Raw genomic sequence first — 12,185 nt, forward strand, 5'->3', positions numbered from 1 at the left:
CCGGGAAAAACCACAAAGAAGCCATGCGCTGCCTCAAACGCCGTCTCACCGACGTCGTCTACCGCACCATGACCAACGACTCGGTTTCCTCTCCGTCGCCAGCCGCTTGACACAGAGAGGTGCCGTTAGCGAGATAGACCCGACACACCCCAACCTGCTCTTGGATTGCGTGATGGTGCTCGGGAACGGTTGGCGGGGTGGGTCCGGTCGTCATCGATTCGCTCGGGTCTGGCGCAGCGGGCGCGGATCGTGCTGCTGGCCGCTGACGGGGTGAGCAACACCGACATCGCGCAGCGGGTCGGTGTTGCGAGGCAGACGGTGATCGATTGGCGTGCTCGGTATGCCATGTCAGGTCTGGCCGGTCTGGGAGGACGGGCAGCGTTTCGGCCGGCCGATCATCTGAAGACCAGCAGTTCAACGGTGGCCAAGGCCTGGCGCGAGGTCGGGGTGGCGCCGTGGCGGGTGGAGACGTTCAAGTTCTCCACCGACCCGCAGTTGGTCGCGAAGGTCACCGACGTTGTCGGCCTGTATTTGGCCCCGCCCGAGGACGCGATCGTGCTGTGTATCGATGAGAAGTCCCAGATCCAGGCATTGGACCGCACGGCGCCGATGCTGCCGATGCAACCTGGCCTGGCCCAGCGCCGCACCCACGACTACGTCCGACGCGGCACGAGCACGCTGTTCGCGGCCCTGGAGATCGCCACCGGCAAGGTCACCGCCCGCTGTCAGCCGAGGCACCGCCACCAGGAGTTCCTGCGCTTTCTCAAACAGGTCGCGGCGGCCTACCCCGACGGCGAGCTGCACCTGGTGATGGACAACTATGCAGCCACAAGCGCATCGAGATCCGCGACTGGCTCACGGCCAACCCACGCGTGCAGGTGCACTTCACCCCGCCCTCGGCATCCTGGATGAACCTCGTGGAAGTGTGGTTCGGCATCATCGAGCGCCAAGCCATCCACCGCGGAACCTTCGACTCAGTGCGCGACCTCAACACCAAGATCCGCGCCTTCATCGACGGCTGGAACGACCGCGCCCACCCCTTCGTCTGGACCAAAACCGCCGACCAGATCCTCGCCAAAGCCAAGCGCCCAAAACTAAGAACTCAGCCCACTAGATCTTGTCCTAATCGCCTTAAACGCGCATTAACTATAGGTGAATCTAACACTTCAATGGTGCATTGCTCCATGGCCGCATCAAGCGGGTCTGAGCGTCACGCTCCGACGCAGACACCAGCACATGAACTCAGGCCGCCAGCCAAGATGTCGGTAGGCGCGGCTGGACTCCAACCACGGCGGCCACACAGGCCCGCGATGAGCAGGGGATGACACAGTGGGGGCAAGGCTGTCGATGAGGCGATCAGTGCGTTGCGCGCGGTGGTCGAGGATCGCGATGACCTGGTCAAACACCGTACCCAGACCGTCAACCGGCTTCATGTGCTGCTGGTTCGGTTGGTCCCGGCCGGCGCGCCGACGAATCTGAGTGCCGATGTCGCGGCCGGGCTGCTGCGGCGTGTTCGACCACGCGAGCAGATTCAGGCAACACTGCGGGACGTGGCTGTCGAGCTGGTCGCCGAGGTCCGCCACCTCGACCGGCATCACAACCGCCGGCGCACAGGGCACCACAATGGTCGCCCCGACCGGCAGCACCCCCTGACCGGTCTCTACGGCATCGGCCCGTTGCTGGCCGGCAAGATCCTGGGCTCGCGTCGGCGCCGTGACCCGGTTCCGTTCACCGGCCGCGTTCGCCTCTTACCACGGCACTGCCCCGATCGAGGTTTCCTCCGGCGACGTCGTACGGCACCGGCTCTCCCGCGCCGGGGGACCGGCAGCTCAACCACGCCTTGCACATGATGGCGATCACCCAACTCGCCGGCGACACCACCGGCCGCGCCTACTACCGACGCAAACGAGCGGTGGGCAAAAGCCATAAGGAAGCGCTGCGCTGCTTGAAACGGCGCCTGTCCGACGTCGTCTACCGGCAACTTGTCCACGACGCTGCAGCCGTCGGGGGCGGGCCTCGGCGGACAACAGAGGCGGCTCTCGAATCCAGCGCGGCCGGTTGAAACCCCTAAACCGGCACTTCGGATCAGTCACTACCCAGGCTCGCCACCGCCGACGCTACCGCGAAAACAAGATCAATTTGACCAGAGAAGAGCCGTTAAGTCCACAATCCCGCACGCCGCGATCGCGGCCATGGTGCGCTGGTGGGATGCATTGCTCGCCGAGGTAGTGCGGAGGTCACCACAGCTGGACGGTGCTGACCGGTCAGGATGTGAAAGACGGGTCACAACGCAAGCCCCCGGCCACCGAGGTGATGAGGGCGCTGGCCGAGGGCGAAGGCTCAGGAAGCCGGCACTTCGCGGTCGTGCGCGCTGCCGCCACCGAGCAAGCCGCCGAAAGTATGCCGCGGTCCCGCGGGGGCCGGGATGGTGAAGTTGCCAGGAACCCGCACACCGGGCACCGCCGTGACGGACTCGGTAGAATGGGCGAAGGTCATGACGGTGAAGGCCACCGCGTCGGCGTGACATCGAGAACATGGTCATCGTTGTTGGCGTAGGTGTCACAGGCCTGGTGGTAGCAGGGGTCGAAAGCCAGATCGGCGGTGCCATCCCATGGCCGCCTGCTCGGAGGTCTTGTGCACCTCGGCCCGGTGAACAGCCCGCCGGACGGGATCCCGCTGTAGATGAACGCCTGGTAGTCGCTGCGACCGCTGAACAGCGTGTCGTTATAGGGCTCGCCGCGCAGTGTGGAAGGACTCGAAAACCCTTTCGATCGCCGCCCCGGAGCTGCCGGGCAAGTACTGTTCCAGTGCCGCGATAGTCGCCGGCCCACCCTCGGGGCGACAGACAGCAGCGAACGGCTGGGTCAGTCCGGCTTGCCGGCGGCCGTGAGTAGCAGGGGCAGCACACCGATGACGATGAGCACGGCCGCGGCCAGGAACACCCATGAGTAGCCAGCGCTGAGCACCTGCTCAGCCGACTGCCCGGAGATGTCATCACCGCGCACCGACCGGCTTCGGAATGCGGCCACCGTAACCATCGTCGCGAGACCGATGGAACCACCTACCTGGCGCGATGTGTTGATCAGGCCGGATACCACCCCGGCGTCCGCACGCGCGGCACCGCCGGTGGCCACCGTGGCGAGCGGCGTGAAGAGCAGACCCATGCCGGCGGTGACGAAGATGCCCGGAACGGCGACGGTCATCAGGTAACTGCCGGACAAGCCCATCCTCGACTGGGCGAGAAAACCGATGACCGAGAGGCTCGCGCCCAGCATCACGACATATCGGGGCGAGGTTCGGTGGAGCAGCTTGGGAGTGAGCACTCTGGCGAAGAGAACGACCGTGACGGTCTGCGGCAGGAATGCCAGACCGGTTTCCAGCGGGGTGTAATGCCGGACGTCCTGGAGGTACAGCGACACGAAGTACCACATGCTGAAGAATGCGGCACCGGTGGCGAACATGGCGAAGTTCGCCGTGGTGACCGGTATGGACTTGAGCACCCGCACCGGAATGAGCGGATCTTGTGACGACTTCACCTGCAGGACGAGGAAACCGGCGAGGCTGAGAATGCCGGCGACGATCGGCAGCATGGTGCGTAGGGAGCCCCAGGAGTGATCGGCTGCCTGGATAACCCCGAAATCGATCAGCGACAACCCGAGTGTGATCGTGATGACGCCCGAGAGGTTAAGCCTGCGGCCCGCGCTTTCCTTGCCCCAGTCCAGGTACCTCAAGGTGAGGAGCAGGACGAAGGCCCCCACCGGCAGGTTGATCAGGAAGACCCAGCGCCACGACAAGGTATCGGTGAGCACGCCCCCCACCAGGTTGCCCACAGCTCCGCCTGCCGCTCCGACAGCGCTCCAGGTACCCAGGGCCTTAGCGCGCCGCTGCCCCTCGGGAAAGCTCGTCATCAGGATGGCAAGTGAAGCCGGCCCAATCGCCGCGGCGCCCGATCCCTGGACGAACCGGCAGACGACCAGCATCTCCGAGGACTGAGCCACACCGCAGAGCAGGCTTCCCACTGTGAACACCGCGACGCCGTAGATGAAGATCGGCTTGCGCCCGAAGATATCGACCGCGCGGCCACCGATCATCAACAACCCCGCGGTGGTCGCCGCGTAAGCGTTGGTCACCCACGACAGGCCGGTGACCGAGAAGTGCAAGTCATTGCTGATCGAGGGGAGCGCCACGTTCACCACGGATGCGTCGAGGACGACCAGGAACTGGCCGAGGCAGGCCAGCATGACGACGGCCGCTTCCGCGGTGAGCCGCTTTCGAGGCGCCGCCGCCGCGCGCCGATTCGCGGGTCCTTCGATGATGTGCGACACGTCGCCGCCCTTCCGCGGGGTATTGTTCATGGATGTCGGCGGCCGAAGTGCCTCAGCGCAGGTGGGTGCCGCCGTCCACCAGGATGACTTCGCCCGTCGTGAACTTGGCTTGCGCCAGCGACAGCACCATGGTGGCGACGTCATCGGTCGTACCCACTCGCTTGAGCGGTGCTATGGTAGCCATCCATTCGCGCGGCTCGGTGAAGGATGCGGTCCACTCCGTGTCGATGAGGCCTGGAGCCACCGCATTGACTCGCACCTCGGGCCCCAGCGTGGCAGCCAGCAACCGGGTCATGTGGTTGATCGCAGCCTTGCTCACCGCGTACGGAATGCTGCTGCCGGCAGGTCTAGAACCAGCAACCGAGGAAATGTTGACGATGGCGCCGTCACCATTACGGCGAAGGTGGGGCACGGCTGCCGTGATCATCTCCCAGGCGCCCACGACGTTGACGTCGAGAACGGCCCGCCAGACCTCCGCGGTCACGGATTCCAGGTCCGAGTGAGCGATTGCCTTGGTGATGCCGGCGTTGTTGACGAGCAGGTCCAGCCGGCCCAGCCGGTCGACGGTCGTAGCGACCAGCTCGCGGGCCTGAGCCGCCTGGGAGATGTCGGCTCGCACGTAGATCGCTCCGTCGAGTTTCGCCGTGACCGCTTCACCGGCCGCTTCCGAGCGAGCCGAGTTGACGACCACCCGATAGCCGGCGTCGGTCAGACGAGCGGCGATCGTCGCGCCGATACCTGACGATGACCCCGTGACTATGGCGACCGGGCTGTCGGTCACTGCGCCACTTTTAGGTCGTCCCGGCGAACAGTGCGACTGTGGTTGAGGTACCCGCCGTCAGGATTGACCACCAGCACGTCCTCGACCATGCACGTCGGCTCCAGCCGGACCTCGCCAGATGCGTTGACCGCTGATGTGATCGCCGAATACCTGGTACAGATCGTGTGATCAGGGCCCGCGGTGACCTCAAGCATGCCGAACCAGTGCCGCCGCACGATTCCCAGGGAGCGGGTTCGCTCGACGCCCTTGCGAGTTGCCGCCTGGATCGCGTCCCGACCGTGAACCTCGTCGTGCGGATAGTGAACGAAGACGCCGTCGGTGGTGAAGCTCGCGGCGAACGCGTCGGCATCGCCGCCGTCGAGACTCTGCATCTGCTTGGCATAGAACTGCTGGAGATTGAAATAGGTATCGCTGTCGATCAATTGAGTCGCCCTCGCTCGGTCGCTACTGCCGTTCTGGCGTTTCGGATTGTCGACTGGGCCGCTGGAGCTGATATCGAGTGCCGCTTGATGCGCGGTCGGGCAGGTGCGAGTCCAGCGGCGTCCGAGTGGGCGTCCAGAACCTTGGCTCAGGCTGTCCTGGTCGAGCGAAGGGAAAATGGATGCGGCTCAGCGGGAAGACCGCCGTTATCACCGGCGGGACAAGAGGCCTCGGGCGAGTCATCGCCGAGTCATACGTGGCGGAAGGCTGCCGAGTCCTCCTCGGCGGGCGCGACATCGACGCTGTAGCCGACCTGGTCGACAAGTATCCGGACCAGCTCGCGAGCCGGCACCTGGATGTGCGCGACCCTGACTCGGTGGATCGTCTGCTGCAGGCTGCGGTCGATCGGTTCGACGGACTGGACATCGTCGTTGCCAACGCCGGCATGAGTGCTCCCGGACGGGTAGCCGGGCTCAGCCTGGAGGATTGGGCAGCCACCTTCGAGACCAATGTGACCGGTACCTTCCTCACGGTCAGGGCTGCGCTCAAGTATCTGCCGGCGCACGGCGGCGGCAGCGTCATCACTATGTCGTCGGCGATGGCGACCAGGGTGGCACCGGGAGCGTCGGCCTACTGCGCCTCGAAGGCGGCGATCGAGATGTTGACCAGGGTCGCAGCGGTGGAAAGCGCTGCACAGGGCATCACAGTCAACTGCCTCGCGCCCGGAATCATCGACGAGGGTATGGGCCGGGCTCTGGCATCCAATGCGGTCGTGTGGGCCAAGTACAGCCAGAAACTGGCCAGCGGGCGCCCAGGTACCGCCGACGAGGTTGCCGCAGCGGCGGTCTTCCTGGTCGGAAATGACAGCAGGTACATCAACGGACACGTGATGGAGGTAAATGGTGGCCTCGACTGGTGACATCGGATCGTCCTTGCTGTTCGAGGTCGATCGGTTCTACGCGATGCAGCAAATCCAGCTCGATTCCGGCGACGTCGATGGTTTCGGCAGGTCCTTCACCGAAAGCGCGACCTTCGCACTCGGTGCGGGGGACTCAGTGCCCGGTGGCCGGGCCGGGATCGTCGCGGTCATGCGGGGACTGGTCGAGCGGTTCCAGGCTGCCGCGGTACACCGCCATCACTGGTTCGGCATGCGCCGGCTCGACCATCAGGACGATGGCGCGATCCGTGCCGTGTATTACGCCTTCGTGAGCCACACCTCCTCTGACGGCGTCGTCACTATCGATCCGAGCAGTGTCGTCACCGACCATCTGGTTCGCACGGCGGACGGTGCCCTGGCGGTCCGGTCCCGGCGCATCGTGCTGGACCTGGCAGGTCATGTCTGAACTGGCGTCCCAGCTCCCTCCAGTTGTCTTCCAGCTCGCTTCAAGCCATAGCGAGCACCATTCACGGGCCAGCTCGGTTCCTGTCACCGTTGCCCAGCAACCCCATCTAGAGCGTGAGGTCGAAGATGAAGTTCGGGATAACGTTCTTTCCCAGTGTTGGACCTGCCGAAAAGAACCCGGCGGAATATTACGACGAATGTGTTCTGCTTGCCAAGCTGGCCGACAGTCTCGACTTCCACCATGTCCGCACGGTGGAGCACTACTTCTTCGCCTACGGTGGTTACAGCCCTGACCCGGTAACGTTGCTGACCGCGTTGGCCGCGCACACTCGCACCATCAGGTTGGGCACCAGCGCCGTCATCCCGGCCTTCACCCATCCGGTTCAGCTGGCCGGCAAGCTGGCCATGCTCGACAACCTGTCTCACGGACGCTTGGACGTGGGCTTTGGCCGGGCATTCCTGCCCGACGAGTTCAGGGCCTTCGACATCTCGATGGACGAGAGTCAGACTCGCTTCGACGAGGGCATCGCGGCATGCAAGCTGCTGTGGTCGCAGGAGGACGTGGTCTGGAAAGGCACTCACCACGCCTTCGGACCGGTCACCTCGCTGCCGCGTCCATTTCAGCAGCCGCACCCTCCGGTGTACATCACGACGGCCCGGAGCATCGATTCCTGTATCGCGGCAGGCAAGGCCGGCCACAACATCCAGATGGTCGGCGCGATTCTGAGCCGCGAGCAGATCCAAGACCGGCTGGCCGCCTACCGTTCAGCCTGGAAAGAGGCCGGATATGAGCCGGGCACTGAGCTGATTCAGCTCAGTTACCCCGCATTCGTCGATGAGGACGGTGCCAAGGCCCGAGAGATCGGCGCGTTCGACGATGCCCGCAACGGCGAGGCGATCAGTCAGGCTGTCCGGTCCTGGTCGGGAACCAGCAGCAAGGCTTACCCGGGATACGAGAAGCTCGCCGAGCAGCTTATCCGGCCTGATTTGGACCAGAAGATCGCAGAGAACCAGATTCTCGCCGGCACACCCGACGAGGTCAGCTCGCAGGTCGCTCAGATCGCCGACTGGTTCGGCAGCGACGTCATCCTTAGTCTTGGCGTTCACACCGGTCAAGTACCGGTGGAGGCAGGCGAAACCACTATCCGTTTGATCGCCGAGCACCTGCTACCCAAGTTCGGGTAACGAAAGTCAACCATCAGCCAACCTGAGTTCTTGAAAGGCGATCGATGATGCTCAAGAAGCGCATTGCGCTGGTATCCCTCTGCGCCGTCACCATCTCGTCGGCACTAACCGCCTGCAGCTCTGACCCCACGACTGAGCTGGCTGCCAAGGCGTCCACCTCAAGCAGCACCAGCGCCAGCGGGAGTGCCAGCCAGCCGGACAGCTCTGCCATCATAGGCACCTGGGACGTGAAGGTGAGTACGTCCTTGCCCTCCAGCGGCGGGGCGAAGCTGATCTTCAAGCCCGACGGCACCCTCGACCAGATAGGTACCGACACCCTCCCAGGCACCGGCTACTGGCAGCCCTCCCACGAGCCGAACAAGTACACCCTCGAGGTCGTGATCCCGCTGAAGAACCGCAAGACCAACACCATCATCGGAACAATCCGAGCCCGCAGTACGTCACCATCGACGACAAGGGCGCGCTGGTCGCCACTGGCTCGTCTTCGATGTTCACCCCCGAAGGCAAAAGGTTCAAGAGCTTCACAATCAACAGCACGGGAACCGGTAAGCAGTGACGTCCTCGCGGCGAGCCCTGCCGGCGAAGGGACAATGCGCATGGCCCGGCAGTTGAGTCGGCGGGCCTTCGTCAGCGGCCTGGCAGCGGTGGGCGGCACTGCTGCTCTAGGTGGATTCGCCTACTCCGAGATCCACTCCGACAAGACGGTGCGGGGTATTCCGGGGCCCACACTGGCCTTCGGCAAGACCGGCAACACCAAACCGCTGGATGGCCTCACCGATAATCTACACCAGATAGCGAGCGACCTGACACTTCCGCGGCCGTTCATCGCTCGACTGCCGGTTCCCCAGGTCCTGGTTCCCCGCAGGGTCGGCAACACCGATCACTATCACATCCGCCAGACCAGGGCTGTGCAAGAGATCATCCCCGGTCACCAGACCGAGATCTGGGGATACAACGGCACCTTTCCCGGACCGACCATTGTCTCCAAGCGGAACCGGCGCACGGTGGTCACCCATACCAACGAGTTGCCGGTGCCGACCGTGGTTCACCTGCACGGCGGGCACACGCCGCCGCACAGTGACGGTTTTCCCACGGACTATCTGACCTCGGACGAGTCGATCCAGGCGATGCGAAACGGTTCTTCGGCCGCGCAGATGATGGCCGACCCCAAGGCTGACGTACGTCACCTAAGCCGGGCCTACACCTATCCCATGGAGCAACCGGCGGCGACGCTCTGGTACCACGATCATCGCATGGACTTCACCGGCGCCAGTGTGTATCGCGGCCTGGCCGGCTTCCACCTCCTTCGCGACGAGCAGGAAATGGCGCTGCCGCTGCCCTCGGGCTCCCGGGACGTGCCTCTGATGATCTGCGATCGGGCCTTCGCCTCGGACGGCGCATTGAAGTACCCGTCCGTTGACTCGCACATGAGAAAACCCGGCGTCGAAGACGCGTCTCTGCCAGGTGTGATGGGGGATGTGATCCTGGTCAACGGCGCTTGTTGGCCGCTGATGGAGGTCCAGACGGCCCGTTACCGGTTCCGGGTGCTCAATGCCTGCAATTCACGGATCCTGCACTTGGCCCTAGACTCGCCAAGGACAACGCCCCCGATCGTGCAGATCGGCTCGGATGCCGGCCTGCTGGCTGCGCCGGTGTCGCACCAGGAACTCGTCATCGCACCAAGTCAACGGTTCGAGATCGTGCTGGACTTCTCGGCATACCATCCCGGTGACGAGATAACCCTGCTGAACACGGCCGGTGCGGGGTCAACCGGCGTGGTGATGCGGTTCCGCGTCACTGGCAAGGTCACCGACACCTCGTCGATCCCCGACAAGCTCGCCGACGTCGAGCCCATCCCTGCCTCGAAGGTCCAGCGTCACCGTGTCTTCGACTTTCATCGCGCCGACGAACGCGGCTGGTGGATAAACAATGAGTTTTTCGCACCGACCAGCTCCATCGCCGATGTCCCTCGGGAAGCCATCGAGAAATGGACTTTCGTCTCGGACTACCACCACCCCGTCCACGTTCATCTGGTGAGCTTTCAGGTCGTCGCGCGCAATGGCGGACCGCCTGGGCCCTATGACGCGGGTTGGAAGGACACGGTGTTCGTCAACGGCGCCGAACGGGTGGACGTCGTCGCACGGTTCCACGGCGAAGCCGGCCGCTACATCATGCACTGCCACAACCTTGAGCATGAAGACATGTCGATGATGGCAACGTTCAAACTGATCTGAAGAAGCATCTCGTCACCTACCTGGAGGCTGTCATATGACATCACAGAGCAAGGTCGTTCTCGTCACCGGCGGCACAAGCGGAATCGGCTTGGCGGTGACGCGCGCGCTGGCGACCGCCGGAAACCGAGTGTTCTTCTGCGCTCGCAATGCCGAACCGATCGAGTCAGTGCGCAAGGAGTTCCGAGCCGAAGGCTGCGAGGTCGACGGCATGGTCGCCGATGTCCGAGACGGCGATGCGGTACGTGAGCTGGTGGCTGCTGCGGTGGCCGCGTTCGGGCCGATCGACGTGCTCGTCAACAACGCCGGCCGTAGCGGCGGCGGAGTCACCGCGGAGATTGCCGACGACCTGTGGTTCGACGTCATCAACACCAACCTGAACGCGGTGTTCCGGATGACCCGGGAGGTATTGGCTCAGGGCGGAATGCTGACCAAGAAATCGGGTCGGATCATCAACATTGCCTCGACCGGGGGCAAGCAGGGCGTGGTCCTGGGCGCACCGTACTCGGCATCCAAGCATGGTGTCATCGGTCTGACCAAGTCCCTGGGGCTGGAGCTGGCCAAGACCGGAGTCACGGTGAACGCCGTCTGCCCGGGGTACGTGGAGACACCAATGGCGAGCCGGGTGCGTCAGGGTTATGCCGCGGCGTGGGACACCACCGAAGACGACATCCTGAACCGATTCAACGCCAAGATCCCGCTGGGCCGCTATTCGACTCCCGAGGAGGTCGCTGGCCTGGTGTGCTACTTGGTTTCGGACGTGGCTGCCCCCATTACGGCTCAGGCGCTGAACGTCTGCGGCGGCCTCGGTAACTACTGACGGCAATTGCTGTCTCCCCACTGCACTGGAGGAACCCGATGACTGACGACGCTCGTCGCCGCACGTCCCATGAAATGCTCGTCACTGCACCGGCCAGGGCGGTGTACGACCTGCTCGCCGATGTAACGGGGTGGCCGGAGATATTCCATCCGACTGTCTATGCGCAGCAGTTGCAGATGACCGGTGGCCGCGAGCGCATTCGCCTGTGGGCCATGGCTAACGGACAGGTCAAGACCTGGGTGTCCGGGCGCACCCTCACGCCTGAGGCGCTGCGGATCGACTTCCGCCAGGAAGTATCACAACACCCGGTCGAGTCCATGGGTGGCAGCTGGGTGATCGAAGACTTGGGCGAGCAGGGCTGCCGGATAGTCCTGCTGCACGACTTCACCGCCGTCGGCAATGATCCTGAGAATGTGGCATGGATCGGGGGCGTCATCGAGCGCAACAGCTCCTCGGAGCTGCTGGGTCTGAAGACGGCGGCAGAGGCGATGACCGAAGCCGAGCAGCTCACGATCCGCTTCGAGGACTCGATCGTGATCGACGGCAGCGCAGCGGACGTCTACGACTTCCTCAACGAGGCCAAGTTGTGGTCGGAGCGGCTGCCGCACGTGGCGACGGTTGATCTGCGTGAGGACAGCCCTGGCTTGCAGGTTCTGCGGATGGAGACCAGGACCAAGGACGGTTCCACTCATACGACGGAATCGGTACGGGTGTGCCTGCCGCACGAAAAGATCGTGTATAAGCAGCTGGAACTGCCGGCTCTCATGTCGTTGCACACCGGGCATTGGCTCCTGCAGCAAGACGGCGAGCAGGTGCGTGCGACCTCCCGGCACACGGTCACCGTTAAGGAATCGAAGATCACAACGATCCTCGGCCCGGAGGCCGGTATCGAGGAGGCACGGAACTACCTGCGGACCGCCCTGAGCGGCAACAGCCTTGCCACGCTGGGACATGCGGGACCTGACCCCGAGTAGTGGACACGCTCAATCCCTGCTTCGGTGGGGTGGAAGCGAGATGATCCACTCATGGCGAGGAAGAACTACTCCGAGGAGTTTCGCCGCGACGCTGTCGAGTTGTATCG

General features: G+C 64.1%; 15 protein-coding genes and 1 pseudogene. 9 read left to right on the forward strand and 7 right to left on the reverse strand.

Annotated features, from left to right (window positions below):
• Positions 1-165 precede the first annotated feature (165 nt).
• Positions 166-1,088: pseudogene (locus RM423_RS22840) on the forward strand (IS630 family transposase); the annotation flags it as partial.
• Between the two features lie 105 nt (positions 1,089-1,193).
• Here the strand turns inward: RM423_RS22840 and RM423_RS22845 are convergent.
• Positions 1,194-1,646, reverse strand: coding sequence for a hypothetical protein (locus RM423_RS22845; protein ID WP_311425365.1), 453 nt, complete (start codon positions 1,644-1,646; stop codon positions 1,194-1,196).
• 67 nt (positions 1,647-1,713) lie between these two features.
• On the opposite strand from RM423_RS22845, the gene RM423_RS26045 reads away from it, so the two are divergent.
• Complete coding sequence (locus RM423_RS26045) at positions 1,714-1,929, forward strand: transposase (RefSeq protein ID WP_396327834.1); 216 nt, start codon at positions 1,714-1,716, stop codon at positions 1,927-1,929.
• Complete coding sequence (locus RM423_RS22850) at positions 1,847-2,062, forward strand: hypothetical protein (protein WP_311425353.1); 216 nt, start codon at positions 1,847-1,849, stop codon at positions 2,060-2,062. The genes RM423_RS26045 and RM423_RS22850 overlap by 83 nt, the downstream gene beginning before the upstream one ends.
• A 278-nt stretch (positions 2,063-2,340) precedes the next feature.
• Here the strand turns inward: RM423_RS22850 and RM423_RS22855 are convergent, their stop codons facing one another.
• Genes RM423_RS22855 through RM423_RS22870 form a run of 5 tightly spaced genes read right to left on the reverse strand, consistent with a single transcriptional unit; the run spans position 2,341 to position 5,528 of the window.
• Positions 2,341-2,511: a hypothetical protein gene (locus RM423_RS22855; protein WP_311425354.1), complete on the reverse strand. Its 171-nt coding sequence runs from the start codon at positions 2,509-2,511 to the stop codon at positions 2,341-2,343.
• A complete protein-coding gene (locus RM423_RS26050; protein WP_396327835.1) occupies positions 2,493-2,831 on the reverse strand; it encodes a M28 family peptidase in 339 nt (112 codons plus the stop codon). The genes RM423_RS22855 and RM423_RS26050 overlap by 19 nt, the downstream gene beginning before the upstream one ends.
• Before the next feature lie 33 nt (positions 2,832-2,864).
• Entirely contained in the window at positions 2,865-4,355 is a 1,491-nt protein-coding gene (locus RM423_RS22860) for an MFS transporter (protein ID WP_311425355.1), read from the reverse strand.
• Between the two features lie 22 nt (positions 4,356-4,377).
• The gene (locus RM423_RS22865) at positions 4,378-5,106 is read right to left on the reverse strand and encodes an SDR family NAD(P)-dependent oxidoreductase (RefSeq protein WP_311425356.1); all 729 of its coding nucleotides are present in this window, start codon (positions 5,104-5,106) and stop codon (positions 4,378-4,380) included.
• On the reverse strand, positions 5,103-5,528 hold the full coding sequence (locus RM423_RS22870; protein ID WP_311425357.1) for a nuclear transport factor 2 family protein: 426 nt from the start codon (positions 5,526-5,528) through the stop codon (positions 5,103-5,105). The genes RM423_RS22865 and RM423_RS22870 overlap by 4 nt, the downstream gene beginning before the upstream one ends.
• 179 nt (positions 5,529-5,707) lie before the next feature.
• Between RM423_RS22870 and RM423_RS22875 the strand changes: the two genes are divergently transcribed.
• The 3 genes from RM423_RS22875 (at position 5,708) to RM423_RS22885 (ending at position 8,053) form a co-directional block, all read left to right on the forward strand.
• A complete protein-coding gene (locus RM423_RS22875; protein WP_311425358.1) occupies positions 5,708-6,445 on the forward strand; it encodes an SDR family NAD(P)-dependent oxidoreductase in 738 nt (245 codons plus the stop codon).
• The gene (locus tag RM423_RS22880) at positions 6,429-6,869 is read left to right on the forward strand and encodes a nuclear transport factor 2 family protein (protein ID WP_311425359.1); all 441 of its coding nucleotides are present in this window, start codon (positions 6,429-6,431) and stop codon (positions 6,867-6,869) included. The genes RM423_RS22875 and RM423_RS22880 overlap by 17 nt, the downstream gene beginning before the upstream one ends.
• Positions 6,870-6,982: 113 nt before the next feature.
• Positions 6,983-8,053, forward strand: a complete 1,071-nt coding sequence (locus tag RM423_RS22885) for an LLM class flavin-dependent oxidoreductase (RefSeq protein ID WP_311425360.1) — start codon at positions 6,983-6,985, stop codon at positions 8,051-8,053.
• Between the two features lie 13 nt (positions 8,054-8,066).
• Here the strand turns inward: RM423_RS22885 and RM423_RS22890 are convergent, their stop codons facing one another.
• Positions 8,067-8,333, reverse strand: coding sequence for a hypothetical protein (locus RM423_RS22890; protein WP_311425361.1), 267 nt, complete (start codon positions 8,331-8,333; stop codon positions 8,067-8,069).
• Positions 8,334-8,430: 97 nt separating this feature from the next.
• On the opposite strand from RM423_RS22890, the gene RM423_RS22895 reads away from it, so the two are divergent.
• From RM423_RS22895 to RM423_RS22905, 3 genes are read left to right on the forward strand one after another with little or no spacing between them, the layout of a single operon-like run.
• Positions 8,431-10,287 carry a multicopper oxidase family protein gene (locus tag RM423_RS22895; RefSeq protein WP_311425362.1) on the forward strand — a complete coding sequence of 619 codons (1,857 nt, stop codon included), beginning with the start codon at positions 8,431-8,433 and terminating at the stop codon, positions 10,285-10,287.
• 34 nt (positions 10,288-10,321) lie between these two features.
• Entirely contained in the window at positions 10,322-11,104 is a 783-nt protein-coding gene (locus tag RM423_RS22900) for an SDR family NAD(P)-dependent oxidoreductase (RefSeq protein ID WP_311425363.1), read from the forward strand.
• A gap of 38 nt (positions 11,105-11,142) precedes the next feature.
• A complete protein-coding gene (locus RM423_RS22905) occupies positions 11,143-12,078 on the forward strand; it encodes an aromatase/cyclase (RefSeq protein WP_396327836.1) in 936 nt (311 codons plus the stop codon).
• Positions 12,079-12,185 lie beyond the last annotated feature (107 nt).

The organism is Jatrophihabitans lederbergiae (assembly GCF_031845305.1).
GTDB classification, from domain to species: Bacteria; Actinomycetota; Actinomycetes; order Mycobacteriales; family Jatrophihabitantaceae; genus Jatrophihabitans_A; species Jatrophihabitans_A lederbergiae.

Coding starts and splice junctions, on each gene's coding strand:
- RM423_RS22860 (WP_311425355.1), bottom strand. CDS start 4,355: ATGAACAATACCCCGCGGAAGGGCGGCGACGTGTCGCACATCATCGAA.
- RM423_RS22850 (WP_311425353.1), top strand. CDS start 1,847: ATGATGGCGATCACCCAACTCGCCGGCGACACCACCGGCCGCGCCTAC.
- RM423_RS22900 (WP_311425363.1), top strand. CDS start 10,322: ATGACATCACAGAGCAAGGTCGTTCTCGTCACCGGCGGCACAAGCGGA.
- RM423_RS22875 (WP_311425358.1), top strand. CDS start 5,708: ATGCGGCTCAGCGGGAAGACCGCCGTTATCACCGGCGGGACAAGAGGC.
- RM423_RS22905 (WP_396327836.1), top strand. CDS start 11,143: ATGACTGACGACGCTCGTCGCCGCACGTCCCATGAAATGCTCGTCACT.